At 59.6% G+C, this 17,948-nt stretch carries 17 protein-coding genes; 10 read left to right on the forward strand and 7 right to left on the reverse strand.

All coding sequences use genetic code 11. From position 1 onward, the window contains the following. Window positions 1–12: 12 nt before the first annotated feature. The gene (locus ACZ89E_RS23160) at window positions 13–504 is read right to left on the reverse strand and encodes a PIN domain-containing protein (protein WP_476256536.1); all 492 of its coding nucleotides are present in this window, start codon (window positions 502–504) and stop codon (window positions 13–15) included. Beyond that, a complete protein-coding gene (locus ACZ89E_RS23165; protein ID WP_476256537.1) occupies window positions 501–1,559 on the reverse strand; it encodes a helix-turn-helix domain-containing protein in 1,059 nt (352 codons plus the stop codon). Before ACZ89E_RS23165 ends, ACZ89E_RS23160 begins: the two co-directional genes overlap by 4 nt. Window positions 1,560–1,747: 188 nt before the next feature. On the opposite strand from ACZ89E_RS23165, the gene ACZ89E_RS23170 reads away from it, so the two are divergent. The 9 genes from ACZ89E_RS23170 to ACZ89E_RS23210 all read left to right on the forward strand — a co-directional run bounded on the left by ACZ89E_RS23170 (window position 1,748) and on the right by ACZ89E_RS23210 (window position 12,044). Next, complete coding sequence (locus tag ACZ89E_RS23170; protein ID WP_149659423.1) at window positions 1,748–2,749, forward strand: phosphate ABC transporter substrate-binding protein PstS; 1,002 nt, start codon at window positions 1,748–1,750, stop codon at window positions 2,747–2,749. A 556-nt stretch (window positions 2,750–3,305) separates the two neighbouring features. Beyond that, complete coding sequence (locus tag ACZ89E_RS23175; RefSeq protein ID WP_178129136.1) at window positions 3,306–5,339, forward strand: ABC transporter permease subunit; 2,034 nt, start codon at window positions 3,306–3,308, stop codon at window positions 5,337–5,339. Between the two features lie 15 nt (window positions 5,340–5,354). Further along, window positions 5,355–7,025 (forward strand): phosphate ABC transporter permease PstA, encoded by a 1,671-nt coding sequence (pstA, locus tag ACZ89E_RS23180; protein ID WP_149659425.1) that lies wholly within the window; start codon window positions 5,355–5,357, stop codon window positions 7,023–7,025. A gap of 92 nt (window positions 7,026–7,117) precedes the next feature. Then, the gene (pstB, locus tag ACZ89E_RS23185; protein ID WP_149659426.1) at window positions 7,118–7,951 is read left to right on the forward strand and encodes a phosphate ABC transporter ATP-binding protein PstB; all 834 of its coding nucleotides are present in this window, start codon (window positions 7,118–7,120) and stop codon (window positions 7,949–7,951) included. Between the two features lie 109 nt (window positions 7,952–8,060). Beyond that, window positions 8,061–8,822, forward strand: coding sequence for a phosphate signaling complex protein PhoU (gene phoU / locus ACZ89E_RS23190; RefSeq protein WP_008150055.1), 762 nt, complete (start codon window positions 8,061–8,063; stop codon window positions 8,820–8,822). 167 nt (window positions 8,823–8,989) lie between these two features. Then, window positions 8,990–9,943: a response regulator gene (locus tag ACZ89E_RS23195; protein ID WP_149659428.1), complete on the forward strand. Its 954-nt coding sequence runs from the start codon at window positions 8,990–8,992 to the stop codon at window positions 9,941–9,943. A 300-nt stretch (window positions 9,944–10,243) separates the two neighbouring features. Then, complete coding sequence (locus tag ACZ89E_RS23200) at window positions 10,244–10,567, forward strand: type II toxin-antitoxin system RelE/ParE family toxin (RefSeq protein ID WP_123408643.1); 324 nt, start codon at window positions 10,244–10,246, stop codon at window positions 10,565–10,567. A 4-nt stretch (window positions 10,568–10,571) separates the two neighbouring features. Beyond that, window positions 10,572–10,904, forward strand: coding sequence for a helix-turn-helix domain-containing protein (locus tag ACZ89E_RS23205; protein WP_463258900.1), 333 nt, complete (start codon window positions 10,572–10,574; stop codon window positions 10,902–10,904). A 243-nt stretch (window positions 10,905–11,147) separates the two neighbouring features. Next, entirely contained in the window at window positions 11,148–12,044 is an 897-nt protein-coding gene (locus tag ACZ89E_RS23210) for a peptidoglycan DD-metalloendopeptidase family protein (RefSeq protein WP_476256538.1), read from the forward strand. A gap of 112 nt (window positions 12,045–12,156) precedes the next feature. Here the strand turns inward: ACZ89E_RS23210 and ACZ89E_RS23215 are convergent, their stop codons facing one another. The 3 genes from ACZ89E_RS23215 to phoB form a co-directional block, all read right to left on the reverse strand. Then, entirely contained in the window at window positions 12,157–13,497 is a 1,341-nt protein-coding gene (locus tag ACZ89E_RS23215) for a hemolysin family protein (RefSeq protein WP_149659430.1), read from the reverse strand. Window positions 13,498–13,620: 123 nt separating this feature from the next. Continuing rightward, window positions 13,621–14,907: a phosphate regulon sensor histidine kinase PhoR gene (gene phoR / locus ACZ89E_RS23220; RefSeq protein WP_476257070.1), complete on the reverse strand. Its 1,287-nt coding sequence runs from the start codon at window positions 14,905–14,907 to the stop codon at window positions 13,621–13,623. Between the two features lie 137 nt (window positions 14,908–15,044). After that, complete coding sequence (phoB, locus tag ACZ89E_RS23225; protein WP_008150066.1) at window positions 15,045–15,734, reverse strand: phosphate regulon transcriptional regulator PhoB; 690 nt, start codon at window positions 15,732–15,734, stop codon at window positions 15,045–15,047. 152 nt (window positions 15,735–15,886) lie between these two features. Here phoB and ACZ89E_RS23230 point away from each other — a divergent pair, with 152 nt between their 5' ends. Continuing rightward, on the forward strand, window positions 15,887–16,273 hold the full coding sequence (locus ACZ89E_RS23230; protein WP_149659432.1) for a COG4315 family predicted lipoprotein: 387 nt from the start codon (window positions 15,887–15,889) through the stop codon (window positions 16,271–16,273). Between the two features lie 95 nt (window positions 16,274–16,368). On the opposite strand, the gene ubiA is transcribed toward ACZ89E_RS23230, so the two are convergent. After that, complete coding sequence (ubiA, locus tag ACZ89E_RS23235) at window positions 16,369–17,259, reverse strand: 4-hydroxybenzoate octaprenyltransferase (protein ID WP_476256539.1); 891 nt, start codon at window positions 17,257–17,259, stop codon at window positions 16,369–16,371. Next, the gene (locus ACZ89E_RS23240) at window positions 17,259–17,810 is read right to left on the reverse strand and encodes a chorismate--pyruvate lyase family protein (protein ID WP_476256540.1); all 552 of its coding nucleotides are present in this window, start codon (window positions 17,808–17,810) and stop codon (window positions 17,259–17,261) included. The genes ubiA and ACZ89E_RS23240 overlap by 1 nt, the downstream gene beginning before the upstream one ends. Between the last annotated feature and the right edge of the window lie 138 nt (window positions 17,811–17,948).

The raw sequence follows: 17,948 nt of genomic DNA on the forward strand, positions 1-17,948 counted from the left end.
GAGCCTGCGATGCTAAGGCTTTCTCCAGTGCGAAAGCCTTGCATCACATTCGTTTGAGGGTAGGCGTGCCCCGTGCTCGAGCATATTGTCCAGCGCATCTGCGGCTTGCGTGAGTGGGATGACGCAATGCTCGACCATCAGATCCAACAACCAAAGCGCGCCGTGCACTTGCAACCCATCCCGTTGTGCCTGACGCCTTAACTTGCCATCGCCGGTCAGCAGAGGTCGACCTGTCTCTTGCGCGAGCAAATAGCAGGACACGTCGGCGAGCGAGCTGTTGTTGTGCTCGATTTTTAAATTGAACAGTCGAGCAACACCCGCACCATCGAAGGATTCGACCATCAACCCATGGCCGAGCAGTTCGGCATGGGGAAAGTCTTCGAGCTCATGCAGCACGAAATCCGTGCAGCAGAGGGTGAATGGCAGCCTGAACATCTGTTCAAGCAGTCCCGCGTTCCTGAAATCAATCCAAATATTCGTATCGCTGATGTAAATCAGGGTCATGCACTCTCCAGTGAGCCCAGGAAGTTGGGATCAAGGGCGCTCACTGGTTTACGTAGAAGTTCAGCTGCACGGGATTTAGTAATGAGGCCCTCCGCCAGCCCCCAGAACACCAACGATTCGAAGCGTTGCGGTGGTTTGCATGGCATCGGTTCGGGTTCGGCCTTGCGCCAGCCATTAGCACTGAATTGAATGGTTAGGGATTTGTAACCCCCGTCGCTCAGCAGGTTCAGATCCTTCAGGCGTCGAAGTGCGGCGTGCATCGAGATTCCGTATTGGCGTTTGGCGATGAGCAACTCGCGGGGATGAACCCGTGAGCGAGGGTGGCTGCCGAAGTCACTGGCGACACTTTTGGCTGGATAGAGGAAGGCGCCAGCGAAGCGATGGCAGCAGTTTTCCTTGTCGCGCTCGGACATGTCGTCGGGTAATCGCATGACCCAATGCCCGAGTTCGTGGGCAGCAGTGAAGCGAATGCGTTCGCCGGGACGCTTCGCGTTCAAGGCAATCAGGACATGGCGACCATCCTCGGTGGCGGCGCAGGCTCCATCGAAGTCATCAGGTCCCTTGAGCATCGCAACCTTGATGCTGTGCTCTTCCAGTTGTTCGGTGATGTTGGAAATGGGATCGCTGCCAATTCTCCAAAACTCGCGCAGAGACTCGGCGGCGTGTTCAGCCTCTTCAATAGAAGAGACCGGCAACATTTGTGCCGGGGTGGCGGGAGTCTGGATATCGACCGGGTCGAAGCAGTCTTCCAGCGCAATGTAGCGTTCGAGGTGTTCGCGAATCTGTTCTTCGACCTGAACCTGACGGTACTTCGGCATTTTCGCGAGCTTACGAAACTCCAAAGGCGCCAACGGTACCGGGTCCGCACGAAAGAAATACTCGGGACTGACCTGCAGCACTTTGGCCATTTGCAGCAGGCGAGAGGAGTTCGGAGTACTTAACCCTTTCTCGTATTTGCTCAGGCCTTGCTTGCTGATGTCGCCAAGCTGGAGCGCCAGGGCTTCCAGGGACATGCCTCGCAGAAGGCGAGCGCGGCGAATTCGGTCGTTGATCATGTGTTCCTCTCGTGGTTGACAAGACTATCTTTTGATAATGATTTGTCAACCTCGCCACGGAGCCTTGGTGTTTCTGGTTTCCGAATGCTGGCCTTTCATCCAATTGTCATATTTCAGCCATAGAGTGTTCACACGGCCTGCTGATACTTGGCCCCGACTTAACACACCCTATCTGCTAGGAGTAAGGCATGAAACTGAAGCGTTTGATGGCGGCAATGACTTTTGTCGCTGCTGGCGTTGCGACTGCCAACGCGTTCGCCGCTGTTGACCCTGCGATCCCGAGCTACACCAAGACCACTGGTGTATCGGGCAACCTGTCCAGCGTCGGCTCCGATACCCTGGCCAACCTCATGACCCTGTGGGCTGAGAACTACAAAAAAGAATACCCGAACGTAAACATCCAGATTCAGGCCGCTGGCTCCGCCACTGCGCCACCTGCGCTGACTGAAGGCACCTCTAACCTGGGCCCGATGAGCCGCAAGATGAAGGACACCGAACTGGCGGCCTTCGAGCAGAAGTACGGCTACAAGCCAACCGCTATCCCGGTTGCCGTGGACGCCCTGGCTGTTTTCGTACACAAAGACAACCCGATCCAGCACCTGACCATGGAACAAGTCGACGCGATCTTCTCGTCCACTCGTCTGTGCGGCGCTAAAGCCGACGTTAAAACCTGGGGCGACCTGGGTGTGACCGGCGACCTGGCCAACAAGCCGGTTCAGCTGTTCGGTCGTAACTCGGTGTCCGGCACCTACGGCTACTTCAAAGAAGAAGCCCTGTGCAAAGGCGACTACAAGCCAAACGTCAACGAACAACCAGGTTCGGCTTCGGTCGTGCAGTCGATCAGCTCCTCGCTGAACGGCATCGGTTACTCGGGCATCGGCTACAAAACCGCTAGCGTGAAAACCGTGGCTCTGTCGAAGAAGGGCAGCACTGAATTCATCGAAGACAGCGAAGAAAACGCCCTGAACGGCAAATACCCGTTGTCGCGTTTCCTCTACGTGTATGTCAACAAAGCCCCGAACAAGCCTCTGGCCCCGCTGGAAGCCGAGTTCGTGAAACTGGTTCTGTCCAAACAGGGCCAGGAAGTTGTAGTGAAAGACGGCTACATCCCACTGCCAGCCAAGGTTGCTGCAAAAGCACTGGCTGACCTGGGTCTGGCGGAAGGCGGCGCTGAAGTCGCAAAAAAGTAAAACCCTAGGCCCAGGGTACGCCCCGGACCTGTGTAGGAGCGAAGCTTGGGTGGCGAGGGGGCTTGCCCCCGTTTGACTGCGAAGCAGTCATAAATCGGTCGACGACGATAATGCGATGGCTGATTCGATGGGGGCGCTTCGCTCCCCAACGGGGGCAAGCCCCCTCGCCACACAAGCCTCGCTCCTACAAATGCCGGTCAATACCGGCTCCCAAATTTCCGGTCCTCTGCCAGTTCCCGCTGGCGGCGGATTTGTTGCGTCACTGCATTGTCATCTTTCTGTCATACAGGATCGCTAGGGTGTGCGCATGAATGATCTGGCCAATTCCACCATGACTAACAATCCCCCCAAGCGAATTGACTTCAATACGCCTGAACTGCAACGCAAGCGTCGCATCCGCGCGCTCAAAGATCGCCTGACCCGCTGGTACGTGCTCATTGGCGGTCTCGCCGTCCTCGGTGCGATCACGCTGATCTTCTTCTTCCTTGGTTACGTCGTCTTTCCCCTGTTTCAGGGGGCTGATCTGACGGCCAAGGACGCCATCACGCCTGCCTGGATGCAAGACGCCGGCAAGCCGCTGATGATCTCTCTGGAAGAACAGAACCAGGTCGCCATGCGGGTTTCCGACAAGGGCCAGGCTCTTTTCTTCGATATCGACAGTGGCGCCGAACTGCGGCGCGTCGATCTGCCAATTCCGGCCGGTGCCACCGTAACCTCGATTGGCGAAGACCAGCCTGGCCATCCGCTGGTGGCGGTCGGTCTGTCCAATGGTCAGGTGCTGGTGTTCCGTCACACCTATAAAGTCAGTTACCCGGACGGCAAGAAGACCATTTCACCAGCCGTCGAGTACCCGTACGGCGAAACCCCGATTGCGTTGAACGAAGCGGGCGGTGCGCTGGAGCACGTCAGCCTCAACGCCACCGACACCACGCTGATGCTGGTTGGCTCCACCGGTTCGCAACTCAATGTGCTGTCGCTGACCAGCGAAGAAAACATGATGACCGGTGAAGTCACCAACGAGCAGAAGCGTATCGATCTGCCGCAAATGACCGAGCCGGTGAAGAACATCTTCGTCGACCCGCGCCAACAGTGGTTGTACGTGATTAACGGGCGCGCCCAGGCCGATGTGTTCAGCCTGCGCGACAAGAGCCTTAACGGTCGCTACAAATTGCTTGAAGACGGCGAAGCGCAAATCACGGCCAGCACCCAATTGGTGGGCGGTATTTCGCTGATTCTCGGTGACTCCAAGGGTGGCCTGGCCCAGTGGTTTATGGCTCGCGACCCGGATGGCGAACTGCGCCTGAAGCAGATCCGCACCTTCCAGATGGGCACCACGCCGATCGTTGAAATCAGCGCCGAAGAACGTCGCAAAGGTTTTGTTGCCCTCGACGCCTCCGGCAAGCTTGGTGTGTTCCACAGCACCGCGCACCGCACCTTGCTGGTCGATCAGGTGGTCGATGGCCAAGGGATCTTCGGTCTGTCGCCACGGGCTAACCGCCTGATCGTCGAAGCAGGCGGCAAGATTCAACCGCTGCTGCTCGACAACCCGCACCCGGAGGTTTCCTGGAGCGCCCTGTGGAGCAAGGTCTGGTACGAGAACTACGACGAACCTAAATACGTCTGGCAATCGACTGCAGCCAACACTGACTTCGAACCGAAGATGAGTTTGTCGCCGCTGACCTTCGGTACCTTGAAGGCCGCGTTCTACGCCATGTTGCTGGCCGCACCGCTGGCCGTCGCTGCCGCGATCTACACCGCCTACTTCATGGCCCCGAGCTTGCGCCGCAAGGTCAAACCGGTGATCGAACTGATGGAAGCGATGCCGACGGTGATCCTCGGTTTCTTCGCCGGCCTGTTCCTCGCACCTTATGTGGAAGGGCATTTGCCGGGCATCTTCAGCCTATTGATGCTCCTGCCGATTGGCATCCTGGTGGCCGGTTTCGTCTTCAGCCGCCTGCCTGAGTCGATCCGCCTGAAAGTGCCGGACGGCTGGGAAAGCGCGATCCTGATCCCGGTGATCCTGTTTGTGGGCTGGTTGTCGCTGTACATGAGCCCGTACATGGAAACCTGGTTCTTCGGCGGCGACATGCGCATGTGGATCTCCCACGACCTGGGCATCACCTACGACCAGCGCAACGCACTGGTAGTCGGCCTGGCCATGGGTTTCGCGGTGATCCCGAACATCTACTCCATCGCCGAAGACGCCGTGTTCAGCGTGCCTCGCGGCCTGACCCTCGGTTCCCTGGCCCTCGGCGCCACGCCTTGGCAGACCATGACCCGCGTGGTGATCCTCACCGCCAGCCCGGGCATTTTCTCGGCACTGATGATCGGCATGGGCCGCGCGGTCGGTGAAACGATGATCGTGCTGATGGCCACCGGTAACACCCCGGTCATGGAAATGAACCTGTTCGAAGGCCTGCGCACCCTGGCGGCCAACGTTGCGGTGGAAATGCCGGAGTCGGAAGTCGGCGGCAGCCACTACCGCGTGCTGTTCCTCTCGGCGCTGGTGCTGCTGTTGTTCACCTTCGTCATGAACACCCTCGCCGAGCTGATTCGTCAGCGTCTGCGCAAGAAATACTCGTCGCTTTAAGAAAGGTAGAAGTCTGTGAAACAGAACTCCCTGAATGGATGGTTCAAGAGCGGCGCCCCCGGCGTCTGGATCAGCGGAGGCGCGGTGTCCATCGCGGTCATCATGACCATTGGCTTGCTGGCCGTGATTGCCGTGCGCGGCCTCGGTCACTTCTGGCCGGCGGACCTGATCCACGCCAGCTACGACGTCCCGGGCCAGGCCAATCACCTGGTGATCGGCGAAGTGGTGCAGAAAGAAGAAGTGCCCCGCGAGCGCCTGAAAAGCGCTGGCCTGCCGGTGCCCGATGTGGGCCCGGAGTTCATGACCCGCGAGCTGATCAAGGTCGGCAACCGTGACTTGAACGGCAACGACTTCACCTGGATCGTCGGCGAGTGGCTGACCAACCAGAAGACGCCACCCGAGCTGATGGCCATCGAGCGTCGCGAGTGGGGCAACTTCTACGGTTACCTGGTCAACGTCAAACAGGACGGCAAGGTGATCGCCGAGGGCGAGGCCGCGTGGCCGGAGTTGCAAGCCCGTGTCGATCGCGTCAACAAGCTTGCGGCACAGCTCAAGACCCTGGAGAAATCCGACATCGGCGCGATCAACGCCGGTCTGGAACGTATCCGTCTGCACGGTCGCAAGCTGGAACTGGCCGGCAAACTGGACGCTACCGCGCAAGCGGACATGGACGCCGAAAAGGCTGAACTGAACGCCCGTTACCAGGACATCGAAGCGCGCCTGAGCGATCTGCACGCCCAATTCAACCGCGACAGCCTCACCGCTCGCGACGCCAACGGCAAAGAGCTCGAAATCGGCATCGGCAAAGTGGTTCACGCCTACCAGCCGAACGCCATGGGCACCTTTACCAAGATCGGCTTCTACTTTGGCAAGGTCTGGGAATTCCTGTCCGACGACCCGCGCGAAGCGAACACCGAAGGCGGGATCTTCCCGGCGATCTTCGGCACCGTGATGATGACCCTGATCATGGCGATGATCGTGACCCCGTTCGGCGTGCTGGCGGCGGTGTACCTGCGTGAATACGCCAAGCAGAACGCGCTGACGCGGATTATCCGCATCGCCGTGAACAACCTGGCGGGCGTCCCGGCCATCGTTTACGGGGTGTTCGGCCTGGGCTTCTTCGTGTACGTACTTGGCGGTTCGCTGGACCGGATCTTCTTCCCCGAAGCCTTGCCGGCACCGACCTTCGGTACGCCAGGCCTGCTCTGGGCTTCGCTGACCCTGGCATTGCTGGCGGTGCCGGTGGTGATCGTGGCCACCGAAGAAGGCCTGGCGCGGATTCCTCGCACCGTGCGTGAAGGCTCGTTGGCCCTCGGCGCGACCAAGGCGGAAACCTTGTGGAAGATCGTGCTGCCGATGGCCAGCCCGGCGATGATGACCGGCATGATCCTCGCCGTGGCCCGCGCCGCCGGTGAAGTGGCGCCGCTGATGCTGGTAGGTGTGGTGAAACTGGCGCCGTCGCTGCCGGTGGACGGCAACTACCCGTACTTGCACCTTGACCAGAAGATCATGCACTTGGGCTTCCATATTTATGACGTCGGCTTCCAGAGCCCGAACGTCGAAGCCGCACGACCGCTGGTGTACGCCACGGCACTGTTGCTGGTGCTGGTGATCGCGACGTTGAACCTGTCGGCGGTCTACATCCGCAACCACCTGCGCGAAAAATACAAAGCGTTGGATAGCTAAAGCCATTAGCCACAAGCGGCAAGCTACACGCCGCTTTTGCTCAAACTTGCAGCTTGCAGCTAAAAGCTTGCAGCTACGAACGGAGTGAGACCATGCAGCACGAAACACATACCCACGGCATCAACATGTCCGCCCTGGGCCGCGACAAACAGAGCCTGAGCCTTGCGCAGGAAACCGTGGCCATCGAAGTGCCGGGCCTGAGCCTGTTCTACGGCGACAAACAAGCGCTGTTCGATGTCAGCATGAACATCCCGAAACAGCGCGTGACCGCCTTCATCGGCCCGTCCGGCTGCGGCAAGTCCACGCTGCTGCGCACCTTCAACCGCATGAACGACCTGGTGGACGGCTGCCGCGTCGAAGGCGCGATCAACCTCTACGGCAACAACATCTACCGCAAGGGCGAAGACGTGGCCGAGCTGCGTCGCCGTGTGGGCATGGTGTTCCAGAAGCCGAACCCGTTCCCGAAAACCATCTACGAAAACGTGGTTTACGGCCTGCGCATCCAGGGCATCAACAAGAAACGCATTCTTGATGAAGCCGTCGAGTGGGCGTTGAAAGGCGCGGCGCTGTGGGATGAGGTCAAAGATCGCCTGCACGAGTCGGCACTCGGCCTGTCCGGTGGTCAGCAGCAACGTCTGGTGATCGCCCGCACCATCGCCGTGGAACCGGAAGTGCTGCTGCTCGACGAACCATGCTCGGCCCTCGACCCGATCTCCACGCTGAAAGTCGAAGAGCTGATCTACGAACTGAAATCCAAGTTCACCATTGTCATCGTGACCCACAACATGCAACAGGCTGCGCGGGTTTCCGACTACACGGCGTTCATGTACATGGGCAAACTGGTGGAGTTCGGCGACACCGACACCTTGTTCACCAATCCGGCGAAGAAGCAGACCGAAGATTACATTACCGGCCGGTATGGCTAGGAATAGCTGCAAGCCGCAAGCTTCAAGCGGCAAGTAAAAGCGGTCCGAGTACGACACAACACAGCTTGCAGCTTGTAGCTTGCAGCTCACAGCTATCGCGGAGCAAAAGATGATTTCGAAGGAAGGCTTAACCCACCACATCTCTGCACAGTTCAACGCTGAGCTGGAGGAAGTGCGCAGCCACCTCCTGGCCATGGGCGGGCTGGTGGAGAAGCAGGTCAACGACGCAGTGACCGCGCTGATCGAGGCCGACTCCGGCCTGGCCCAGCAAGTGCGTGAGATCGACGACCAGATCAACCAGATGGAACGCAACATCGACGAAGAATGCCTGCGCATTCTCGCCCGTCGTCAGCCGGCGGCGTCCGACTTGCGGTTGATCATCAGCATTTCCAAATCGGTGATCGACCTGGAACGCATCGGTGACGAAGCGACCAAGATCGCCCGTCGCGCCATCCAGTTGTGCGAAGAAGGCGAGGCCCCACGGGGTTACGTCGAGGTTCGCCACATCGGCGACCAGGTGCGCAACATGGTTCGCGATGCACTGGACGCGTTTGCCCGTTTCGACGCCGACCTGGCGTTGTCGGTGGCGCAGTACGACAAGATCATCGACCGCGAATACAAGACCGCGCTGCGTGAGCTGGCGACCTACATGATGGAAGACCCGCGCTCTATCTCGCGGGTCTTGAGCATCATTTGGGTGCTGCGCTCCCTGGAGCGTATCGGCGACCACGCGCGCAACATCTCGGAGCTGGTGATTTACCTGGTGCGCGGCACCGACGTGCGGCACCTTGGCCTCAAGCGCATGAAAGAAGAAGTTGAAGGCACAAGTGGCGAAACCGCTAATGTTCCGGGCAAAGCTGACGATAAGTAAGATTGCCTGAGAAAAGCGCCCGGCCTTTTGGCCGGGCGTTTTTGTTTGTGGTTTTTGAATGTGGAAGCAGCACCCGCGAACGAAAAGTCCCGGCGTGACTGAAGATTTAAGGCAATGTGCCATCAGCAAAGCGGTATGCTTGCCGGGATTTTTTTAAGGGGTTGTGGATGAGTAAGGTCAGTGTGTTGGTCGTGGACGATGCGTCGTTCATTCGTGACCTGGTGAAGAAGTGCCTGCGCAACTACTTCCCGGGTATCCGGATCGAAGACGCGGTCAACGGCAAGAAGGCTCAGGCGATTCTGGCGCGCGAAGCGTTCGACCTGGTTCTGTGTGACTGGGAAATGCCGGAAATGTCCGGCCTGGAACTGCTGACCTGGTGCCGCGAGCAGGACAACCTCAAGACCATGCCGTTCGTGATGGTGACCAGCCGTGGCGACAAGGAAAATGTGGTCCAGGCGATCCAGGCCGGGGTTTCCGGCTACGTCAGCAAGCCGTTCACCAACGAGCAACTGCTGACCAAGGTCAAACAGGCGCTGAACAAGGTCGGCAAGCTCGACACCTTGATGAACAGCGCCCCGACCAAAATGAACTCGGCGTTCGGCAACGATTCCCTGAGCGCACTCACTGGCGGCAAGGCTGCCGTGGCCGCGCCAGCCGCTGCCCCGGTCAACCCGTTCGCCAAACCTGTCGCTGCCGCCCCGGCACCCGCCGCTGCACCATCCCGTGGGTTGCTCAACAGCCCGCCGGTCAAGGCACCTGGCGCCGCTTCGGCAGCACCGGCGGGTGGCCGTGGCCAAGGCCAGTTGCGCCTATCGAGTGGCACCCAGCCCTGCGTGATCAAGGCCTTGAGCCTCAAGGAAGCGCTGCTGGTAGTGAAACGCACCGACATCCTGCCGCAAGTGCTCGAAAGCGCCGTGCTCGACCTGGAGCAGGGCGACAACGCTGAAACCGCGCGCCTCAACGGCTATCTGCACGCCATCGTCGCCCACGAGCAAAAGCCCGACAGCGACTGGCTGCAACTGACCTTCCGCTTCGTCGATAAAGACGCACAGAAGCTCGACTACATCTCCCGCCTGATTGCCCGTGGTACGGCGCAGAAGCATTTCGTACCGGGCGCGTAATCGTCGTCGCCTGACAGTCCGCCTTCGCGGGCAAGCCTCGCTCCTACAGGTGTCGCGCTCATTGCGGACGACACAAACCTTGTAGGAGCGAGGCTTGCCCGCGAAGGGGCCAAAACAATCCCCGCAAAAAAAAGCGCATAGCCCACACGTCAGATATCCATAATTCTCGCCTTGATTTATATCGGTTTCGATATAGACTGTTCCATACCGATCCTTATCAGCCATGCCTTGAAACAACCCCGCCCTACGTGCCTCGATGGCGTCGATTACCCTTTTCCTTGTCAACAACAGGAGAAGTCGATGCCAAGACACAAGGACGTGGTGTTTATCGGGAGCGCGTTAAAGGATTTGAAATCGTTTCCGCTCGATGCGCGAAGAGCCGCCGGTTTTCAGTTGGATCTCTTGCAGCAGGGGGAAGAACCCTTCGACTGGCGGCCGATGAAAACCGTAGGGCGGGGCGTAAACGAAATCAGGATCACCGAGGAATCAGGGGCGTTTCGAGTGTTTTATGTGGTTAACCGGCCAGAGGCCATCTATGTGCTACATGCCTTGCACAAAACCACCCGTAAAACCGAGACGCGCGATATCGAACTGGCTCGCGCCAGATTGCAGGAAATCAATTAACGTCATGACGGATCATCAAAACCCGACCCAGCGGTTCGCCAGTATCTGGGATGCGCTGGAAGATACGCCTCAGGAAGCCGCGAATATGCGTCTGCGCTCCAAGCTGATGATGGAGTTGTGCAGCGTCATTCGAGGCTGGGAGCTTTCCCAAAAGGAGGCGGCCAAACGCCTGAAAATAACCCAGCCGCGGCTTAATGATGTATTGAGCGGCAAGATCGACAAGTTCTCGCTGGATGCGTTGGTGAACTTGTCCGCTGCGGCGCAGTTGGGTGTGGATATCACATTCAACCCGTTTGTTCGTGACGCGGCGCAGAAGCATTTCGTACCGGGCGCGTAATCGTCGTCGCCTGACAGTCCGCCTTCGCGGGCAAGCCTCGCTCCTACAGGTGTCGCGCTCATTGCGGACGACACAAACCTTGTAGGAGCGAGGCTTGCCCGCGAAGGGGCCATCCCATTCACCACACCGCTCTGATCGTTCCCACGCTCCGCGTGGGGACGATCATTTGAAACATCTGCCGACTACGCTGGTCCATCTCAGCTGCTAGGCTCCTCCCAGGCCTTATTCGACAGACTCTTGCCCATGCTCGCGCGCCTGCTGTTTTTCTGTGGTCTTTTCATGGCCTCCACCTCGGCTGTGGCCATGACCATTTACAAGTCCACCGACGCCAATGGCGTGGTCTCCTACAGCGACCGCCCCACGAAAGGCTCCCAGGTGTTTGTGTTTCGGGATCGGATGGTCGAGCACCTGGAGCGGCAGGTGTATCTGGACATCAAGAAGCAGAAGGGCGTGGACGTGGTGTTTGTGCGCAACGATTTGTATGCACCGGTGGAGGTCGAGCTGAGTTTTGCCGGGTTGAGCAATGTGAAGGGCGCGCCGAGCCAGCCGATTCGCCGGGTCTTGCCGGCGCGCAGTAACTCGCGCCTGGCGCTGCTCACGGCGATTATCGGCGGCAAGCCGCTGGTGTATACCCCGAGCTTCCAATACTCCATGGGCGACCCTTCAGGCGCCGCTCAGAGCTATCGATATCCCTTCCCGTGGCGTGGTGGTCCGTTTCGCTTGAGTCAGGGCGCCAATGGCCAATACAGCCACTTCGGTGCCAAGAACCGTTTCGCCATGGACATCGCCATGCCTGAAGGCACGCCGATCATCGCGGCGCGGGCCGGGATGGTAGTGAAGACCGAGAATAGCCAGAGCGGTCGCGGCAATGATCCATCCGGCAATTTCGTGCGGGTGTTGCACGATGACGGGACCATGGGCGTGTATCTGCACCTCAAGCAAGGCTCGGTGAGCGTGCGCGAAGGGCAGCGGGTGGCGGTGGGCAGTGCGCTGGCATTGTCGGGCAACACCGGCAACAGCAGCGGGCCGCACCTGCATTTCGTGGTGCAGCGCAATACCGGGTTGGGGCTGGTGTCGATTCCGTACCAGTTCAATCAACCGGTGGGGGCGTTGCCCAACTTTGCGTTGGGCAAGCAGTGATGTGGTGCCTGGTCTGACGCCTTCGCGGGCAAGCCTCGCTCCTACGGATCACACGAACCTGTAGGAGCGAGGCTTGCCCGCGAAGGGCGCGATGCGGTTTCACCCGGATCGCTTAATCGAGCATCAACACCTTGGCCAAAATAATCTTCGGCCCTTTCATCTTCTTGATGATGATCCGCAAACCTTCGACTTCCAGCACTTCTTCCTCTTCCGGTACCCGTTTCAGGGTTTCGTAGACCAGCCCGGCGAGGGTTTCGGCTTCGATGTGGTCCAGGTCGATGCCCAGCAGGCGTTCAACCTTGAACAGCGGCGTATCGCCGCGCACCAGCAGCTTGCCCGGCTGGTACGCAAGGATCCCGCGCTCGGCCTTGCGGTGTTCGTCCTGAATGTCGCCTACCAGCACTTCCAGCACGTCTTCCATGGTCAGGTAGCCGATGATGTTGCCGTCGGCTTCTTCGACCAAGGCGAAGTGCGAGCCGCCCTTGCGGAACTGTTCCAGCAATTGCGACAGCGGCATGTGCCGCGAAATGCGCTCCAGCGGGCGAGTCAGCTCCGCCAGGTTGAACGACTCGGGAATGTGGTCCAGAGCCGCCAGTTCCAGCAGCAGATCCTTGATGTGCAGCAGGCCGACGAACTCCTGGCGTTCGCTGTCGTACACCGGATAACGGCTGAACTTGTGGCGACGGAACAACGCAAGGATTTGTTTCAGCGGCGCGTTGAACTCCAGCGTCACCAGGTCTTCCCGGGAGTTGGCCCAGTCCACCACTTCCAGTTCACCCATTTCCACTGCCGAGGCCAATACACGCATGCCTTGGTCGCTCGGGTCCTGGCCACGGCTGGAGTGCAGGATCAGTTTCAGTTCTTCACGGCTGTAATGGTGTTCGTGATGCGGGCCGGGTTCGCCCTGGCCGGCGATGCGCAGAATCGCGTTGGCGCTGGCGTTGAGCAGGTAGATGGCCGGGTACATCGCCCAGTAGAACAGGTACAGCGGCACGGCGGTCCAGAGCGACAGCAACTCGGGTTTGCGGATCGCCCACGACTTGGGCGCCAGCTCACCGACCACGATGTGCAGGTACGAAATCACGAAGAACGCGGCAAAGAACGACACGCCTTTGATCACTTCGGGCGACTGTACGCCGACGGCTTCAAGGATAGGCTCGAGGATGTGCGCAAACGCCGGCTCACCGACCCAGCCCAGACCCAGCGAGGCGAGGGTGATACCCAACTGGCACGCCGAGAGGTACGCATCGAGCTGACTGTGCACGGTGCGCAGGATATGTCCGCGCCAGCCGTTTTTATCAGCGATGGCCTCGACCCGGGTCGAGCGCAGTTTGACCATGGCAAATTCGGCCGCAACGAAGAATCCGTTGAGCAAAACCAGGATCAGAGCAAAAAGAATCATGCCGAAATCGGCGAAGAGTGTCGCGAGGGTCAAGCCAGGGGATGGGTCCATGATGGGGTTTTGCGGGTTCCGTGTATTCGAAAAAGAAGGAAATGCGGTGCCTGAAGGGCAGGCACAAGTCAGCCAATGTAGCGGCTGACTCGGCGATTGCCTAGGGGCGAGTGCCGGCCGGTATCAATCGGCAGCGCTGATCAGCTGGGATTTGGTCACCTGGGCCGGCGCAAAATGGCAGGTGAAGGTGCTGCCATGCCCCGGCACGCTGCTGATTTCCATCCGTGCACGGTGGCGCAGCAGCACGTGCTTGACGATGGCCAGCCCGAGCCCGGTGCCGCCGGTGTTGGAGTTGCGGCTGGAGTCGACGCGATAGAAGCGTTCGGTCAGGCGCGGCAGGTGTTTGCTGTCAATGCCGATCCCGGAATCCTGCACGCTCAAATGCGCGCCCTGGTCGTCGCCCCACCAGCGAATGCGGATATTGCCTTCGGCCGGGGTGTATTTCACGGCGTTGAACACCAGGTTGGAAAACGCGCTGCGCAATTCCGCTTCGCTGCCCTTGAGCAGAATCGTGGAATCGGCCTCCAGGGTGATCTTCTGATTCTTTTGCGCGGACAGCTGCTGAGCATCGCTCTTGATCGATTTCAGCAGGCTGTCGATGACGACGGGCTGGTTGTCCGACGGGTAATCGGTGGCTTCCAGCTTGGCCAACAGCAGCAGGTCGTTGAGCAGGGTCTGCATGCGGCCGCCCTGTTGCTGCATCTGCTGCAAGGCTCGGGTCCAGCGCGGGTTCACGTCCTCGACGTTGTCGAGCAAGGTTTCCAGGTAGCCGCAGATCACCGTCAGTGGCGTGCGCAGTTCGTGGGAAACGTTGGCGATAAAGTCTTTGCGCATCTGCTCCAACTGATGGATGCGCGTGACGTCGCGCACCAGCATCAAGTGTTCGTTGTTGCCGTAGCGGGTGATGTACAGCTGAATGCGCAGGCGATCGTTGATCGGCGAGGGGATTTCCAGCGGCTCGGCGTAGCTGTCCTGCTCGAAGTATTCCTTGAAGCGCGGATGGCGCACCAGGTTGGTCACCGGTTGGCCGCTGTCTTGCGGGGTTTTGAGGCCGAGCAGGGTTTCGGCGGCGCGGTTCCACCATTCGAGGTTGCCGTCGCTGTCGAGCATGATCACCGCGTCTTTGAGCGCGGCAGTGGATTCCTGGACCCGGTCGATCACCGCTTGCAGGCGCCCGCGCACCCGTTGGTCGCGGCGTTGCAGGTGGTAGATGCTGTCGAACACTTCGCCCCACAGGCCATAGCCATCGGGCGGTGCTTCATCAGGTTTGTGCAGGCGCAGCCATTCGTGCAGGCGCAACAGCTGCTTGAGGGTCCAGGCCAGGTAAAGGCCCAGGCCAGCGGCGAGGCTCCAGCCGTAGTAGCCGGAAATCAGGCCGATCACCAAGCAGGCGGTGACCAGCAACAGCATGTGGCGAATCAGGGTGCCATGCCAGTTTTGGTTCAAGGGGGGCGTCCTAGCGCAGCTCCAAGTTTCAAGCTACAAGCTTCAAGTCAAAGCGGCTCTGCTTTCGCTTGCCGCTTGTAGCTTAAAGCTTGCCGCCGCTTCTATGCTTTGGTGGAAAACCGGTAACCGGTGCCGCGCACGGTTTGTACCAGATTTTCATAGGCATCGCCGAGGGCTTTGCGCAGGCGCCGGATGTGCACGTCGACGGTACGTTCTTCGACATAGACATTGCCGCCCCAGACCTGATCCAGCAACTGGCCACGGGTGTAGGCGCGTTCCTGGTGGGTCATGAAGAATTGCAGCAGACGGTATTCGGTCGGGCCCATCTCGGCGGGTTTGCCGTCGATGGTCACGCGGTGGCTGATCGGGTCCAGCAGCAGGCCGCCGACTTCGATCGGGGTTTCGCCATCGGTCGGGCCGGCGCGGCGCAGCACGGCTTTGAGGCGCGCCACCAGCTCGCGGGGCGAGAACGGTTTGGTGATGTAGTCATCGGCGCCGACTTCCAGGCCCTGGATCTTGTTGTCCTCTTCGCCCTTGGCGGTGAGCATGATGATCGGGATATCCCCGGTCAGCTCATCGCGCTTGAGGCGCCGGGCCAACTCGATGCCGGACGTGCCGGGCAACATCCAGTCCAGCAGGATCAGGTCCGGCTTGCGGTCGACGATGATGGCATGGGCCTGCTGGGAGTTCTCAGCCTCCAGGCAGTCATAGCCGGCCATTTCCAACGCAACGGCGATCATTTCGCGAATGGGCGCTTCGTCGTCGACGATCAGAATGCTCCTGCCAACCATGCCTATATTCCTCTTGTCATTTAACTGTCTTGCGCCGCATTAGATAACGGAATTATTGCAGTCGTGTGACAGTATTTTAGTCGAGCGGCGATTGTCATGATCCTGGGCTAAGCTCTAATTCCGAATCCTGACAACCACAAGAGAAGGTTTCCATGACTCAATTCACGTTCTCCCTTAAGGCTCTGATGTTGGCCGCTGCTCTGGCGTTACCGGCGATGGCCTTCGCTGCCGAACCGGCCATGATGAAGGGCGGCATGATGGTCGATCACAAGGGCATGACCGTTTACACGTTCGACAAGGACAGTGGCGGCAAGTCCATGTGTAACGCGGATTGCGCCAAGAACTGGCCGCCGATGATGGCGCCGGCGGGTGCCAAGGCTGAAGGCAAATGGACGGTCATCAAGCGTGATGACGGCATGATGCAATATGCCTACGACGGCAAGCCGCTCTACACGTTTGTGAAGGACGAAAAACCTGGAGAGATGAAGGGTGACGGCATGAAAGATGTCTGGCACGTCGTTCACGAATCGCAGAAGTAAGCGCTTCGCCAGGTCGTTAAAGATCGCGGCTTGCGGCAATGCCTACGGATATACACCTGTAGGAGCCGCCGCAGGCTGCGATTTTTCGCTTTTTATCAACGCAATGCGTAATCCAGCACAATCCCGACAAAAATCGCCAACCCGGCCCAGTGGTTGTGCAAGAACGCCTTGAAGCAACGCATCCGGTCCTTGCTCCGGGTGTACCAGAACTCCCAGGCAAAACACCCGGCGGCGGCCAGCAACCCGAGATGGAACCAGCCGCCAAGCTGGAACTTCGACCCGGCCAGCAGCAGGCTGCCCAGCGCCAGACCTTGCAACGTCAGAATGATGACCCGGTCCGCATCACCAAACAGAATCGCCGTGGACTTCACGCCGATCTTCAAGTCATCGTCGCGGTCGGTCATCGCGTAATAGGTGTCGTAGGCCACCGTCCACAGCAGGTTGGCAATCCACAGCAGCCAGGCTTCTGCCGGCAGCGAACCGGTCTCGGCCGTGAACGCCATCGGCATGCCCCAGGAAAACGCCGCGCCCAGTACCACTTGCGGGTAGTAGGTGTATCGCTTCATGAACGGGTAACTAAAGGCCAGCGCCAGACCGCCCAGCGATAGCCAGACGGTTGCCGCGTTGGTGCACAGCACCAGCAGAAAGGCGATGCCCATCAGCACGGCAAAAAACACCAAGGCCTCTTTGGAACTGATCTTGCCGCTCACCAGTGGCCGCTGCTCGGTGCGTTTCACATGGCCGTCGACCTTACGGTCCGCCCAGTCATTGATCACGCAACCGCCCGCGCGGGTCAGCACCACGCCAAGCACGAAAATCACGATGTTGGCCAATGACGGCGAACCCTTGCCGGCAATCCACAGCGCCCACAGGGTTGGCCACAGCAGCAGGTAAATGCCGATCGGCTTGTCCATGCGCGTCAGTTGAATGAAATCCCAGGCCCGGGGATTCAGGCGGTTCAGGGATTTGAGCAGGCGGGTGTACATCAACGGTTCTCCGGATGGGCGCGGGCGGCGAGCCATAAGGTCGGCAGGAAAATCTCGGCCACCAGCACGCTCAAGGCGCCACGGTCGAAACGCGAGCGGCGGCCCCACAGCTCGGGCGCTCGGGACTCCAGCGGCAACCATTCTTGAGGATAGTGACAAACCTCGATGGCCTGGCGCTGGAACGCCCGATCGCAAAACAACAACTCGCCCAACGACCGGCTGCCCAACTCATCCATGTGCAACCCATCGCCCTGCAACGCACTGCGCGCCGCCACACTGCGGGCAAACACCCAGGCTTCGCCATTGCCGCGCAGGTACACCTCGCGCACCCAGCCTTCGCTGCCTTCTTCCAGTTCCAGCGCCGCGCATTCGTCGGCGCGCAAGGCTTGCCAGCCTTCGAATAATGGCGTGACGCTGAAGCGGTCATTCGACAAACCAATCAGGCGCCGGGTCAGGGAGCCTTCGTCGAACAGCCAGTCGAGGGTAGACGCGTCGGGGAGGGGAGTGAGTCGGCTTTGGGGGAGCCAGAACGGGGATTTTGAGTGCGGCACAGTGAGTCATTATTGGCAGCAAATGAGGCGGCGAGCTTACCATGGCAGCCGGCGATTTTGATTGAGTCGACCCGACCTTGCATCGAACAGGCTTGCATCTGCCGGGTTCGATCAGTACAAAACGCCCTGAGCCGGACG

The organism is Pseudomonas sp. TE3899 (assembly GCF_056279105.1).

Bases quoted from the DNA above. Each gene is read 5' to 3' on its own strand.
- ACZ89E_RS23170 (WP_149659423.1), top strand. From the start codon at position 1,748: ATGAAACTGAAGCGTTTGATGGCGGCAATGACTTTTGTCGCTGCTGGC.
- ACZ89E_RS23215 (WP_149659430.1), bottom strand. From the start codon at position 13,497: ATGGACCCATCCCCTGGCTTGACCCTCGCGACACTCTTCGCCGATTTC.
- ACZ89E_RS23195 (WP_149659428.1), top strand. From the start codon at position 8,990: ATGAGTAAGGTCAGTGTGTTGGTCGTGGACGATGCGTCGTTCATTCGT.
- ACZ89E_RS23165 (WP_476256537.1), bottom strand. From the start codon at position 1,559: ATGATCAACGACCGAATTCGCCGCGCTCGCCTTCTGCGAGGCATGTCC.
- phoU (WP_008150055.1), top strand. From the start codon at position 8,061: ATGATTTCGAAGGAAGGCTTAACCCACCACATCTCTGCACAGTTCAAC.
- ACZ89E_RS23200 (WP_123408643.1), top strand. From the start codon at position 10,244: ATGCCAAGACACAAGGACGTGGTGTTTATCGGGAGCGCGTTAAAGGAT.
- ACZ89E_RS23230 (WP_149659432.1), top strand. From the start codon at position 15,887: ATGACTCAATTCACGTTCTCCCTTAAGGCTCTGATGTTGGCCGCTGCT.
- phoR (WP_476257070.1), bottom strand. From the start codon at position 14,907: ATGCTGTTGCTGGTCACCGCCTGCTTGGTGATCGGCCTGATTTCCGGC.
- ACZ89E_RS23210 (WP_476256538.1), top strand. From the start codon at position 11,148: ATGCTCGCGCGCCTGCTGTTTTTCTGTGGTCTTTTCATGGCCTCCACC.
- ACZ89E_RS23160 (WP_476256536.1), bottom strand. From the start codon at position 504: ATGACCCTGATTTACATCAGCGATACGAATATTTGGATTGATTTCAGG.
- ubiA (WP_476256539.1), bottom strand. From the start codon at position 17,259: ATGTACACCCGCCTGCTCAAATCCCTGAACCGCCTGAATCCCCGGGCC.
- ACZ89E_RS23205 (WP_463258900.1), top strand. From the start codon at position 10,572: ATGACGGATCATCAAAACCCGACCCAGCGGTTCGCCAGTATCTGGGAT.
- phoB (WP_008150066.1), bottom strand. From the start codon at position 15,734: ATGGTTGGCAGGAGCATTCTGATCGTCGACGACGAAGCGCCCATTCGC.
- ACZ89E_RS23175 (WP_178129136.1), top strand. From the start codon at position 3,306: ATGCAAGACGCCGGCAAGCCGCTGATGATCTCTCTGGAAGAACAGAAC.
- pstB (WP_149659426.1), top strand. From the start codon at position 7,118: ATGCAGCACGAAACACATACCCACGGCATCAACATGTCCGCCCTGGGC.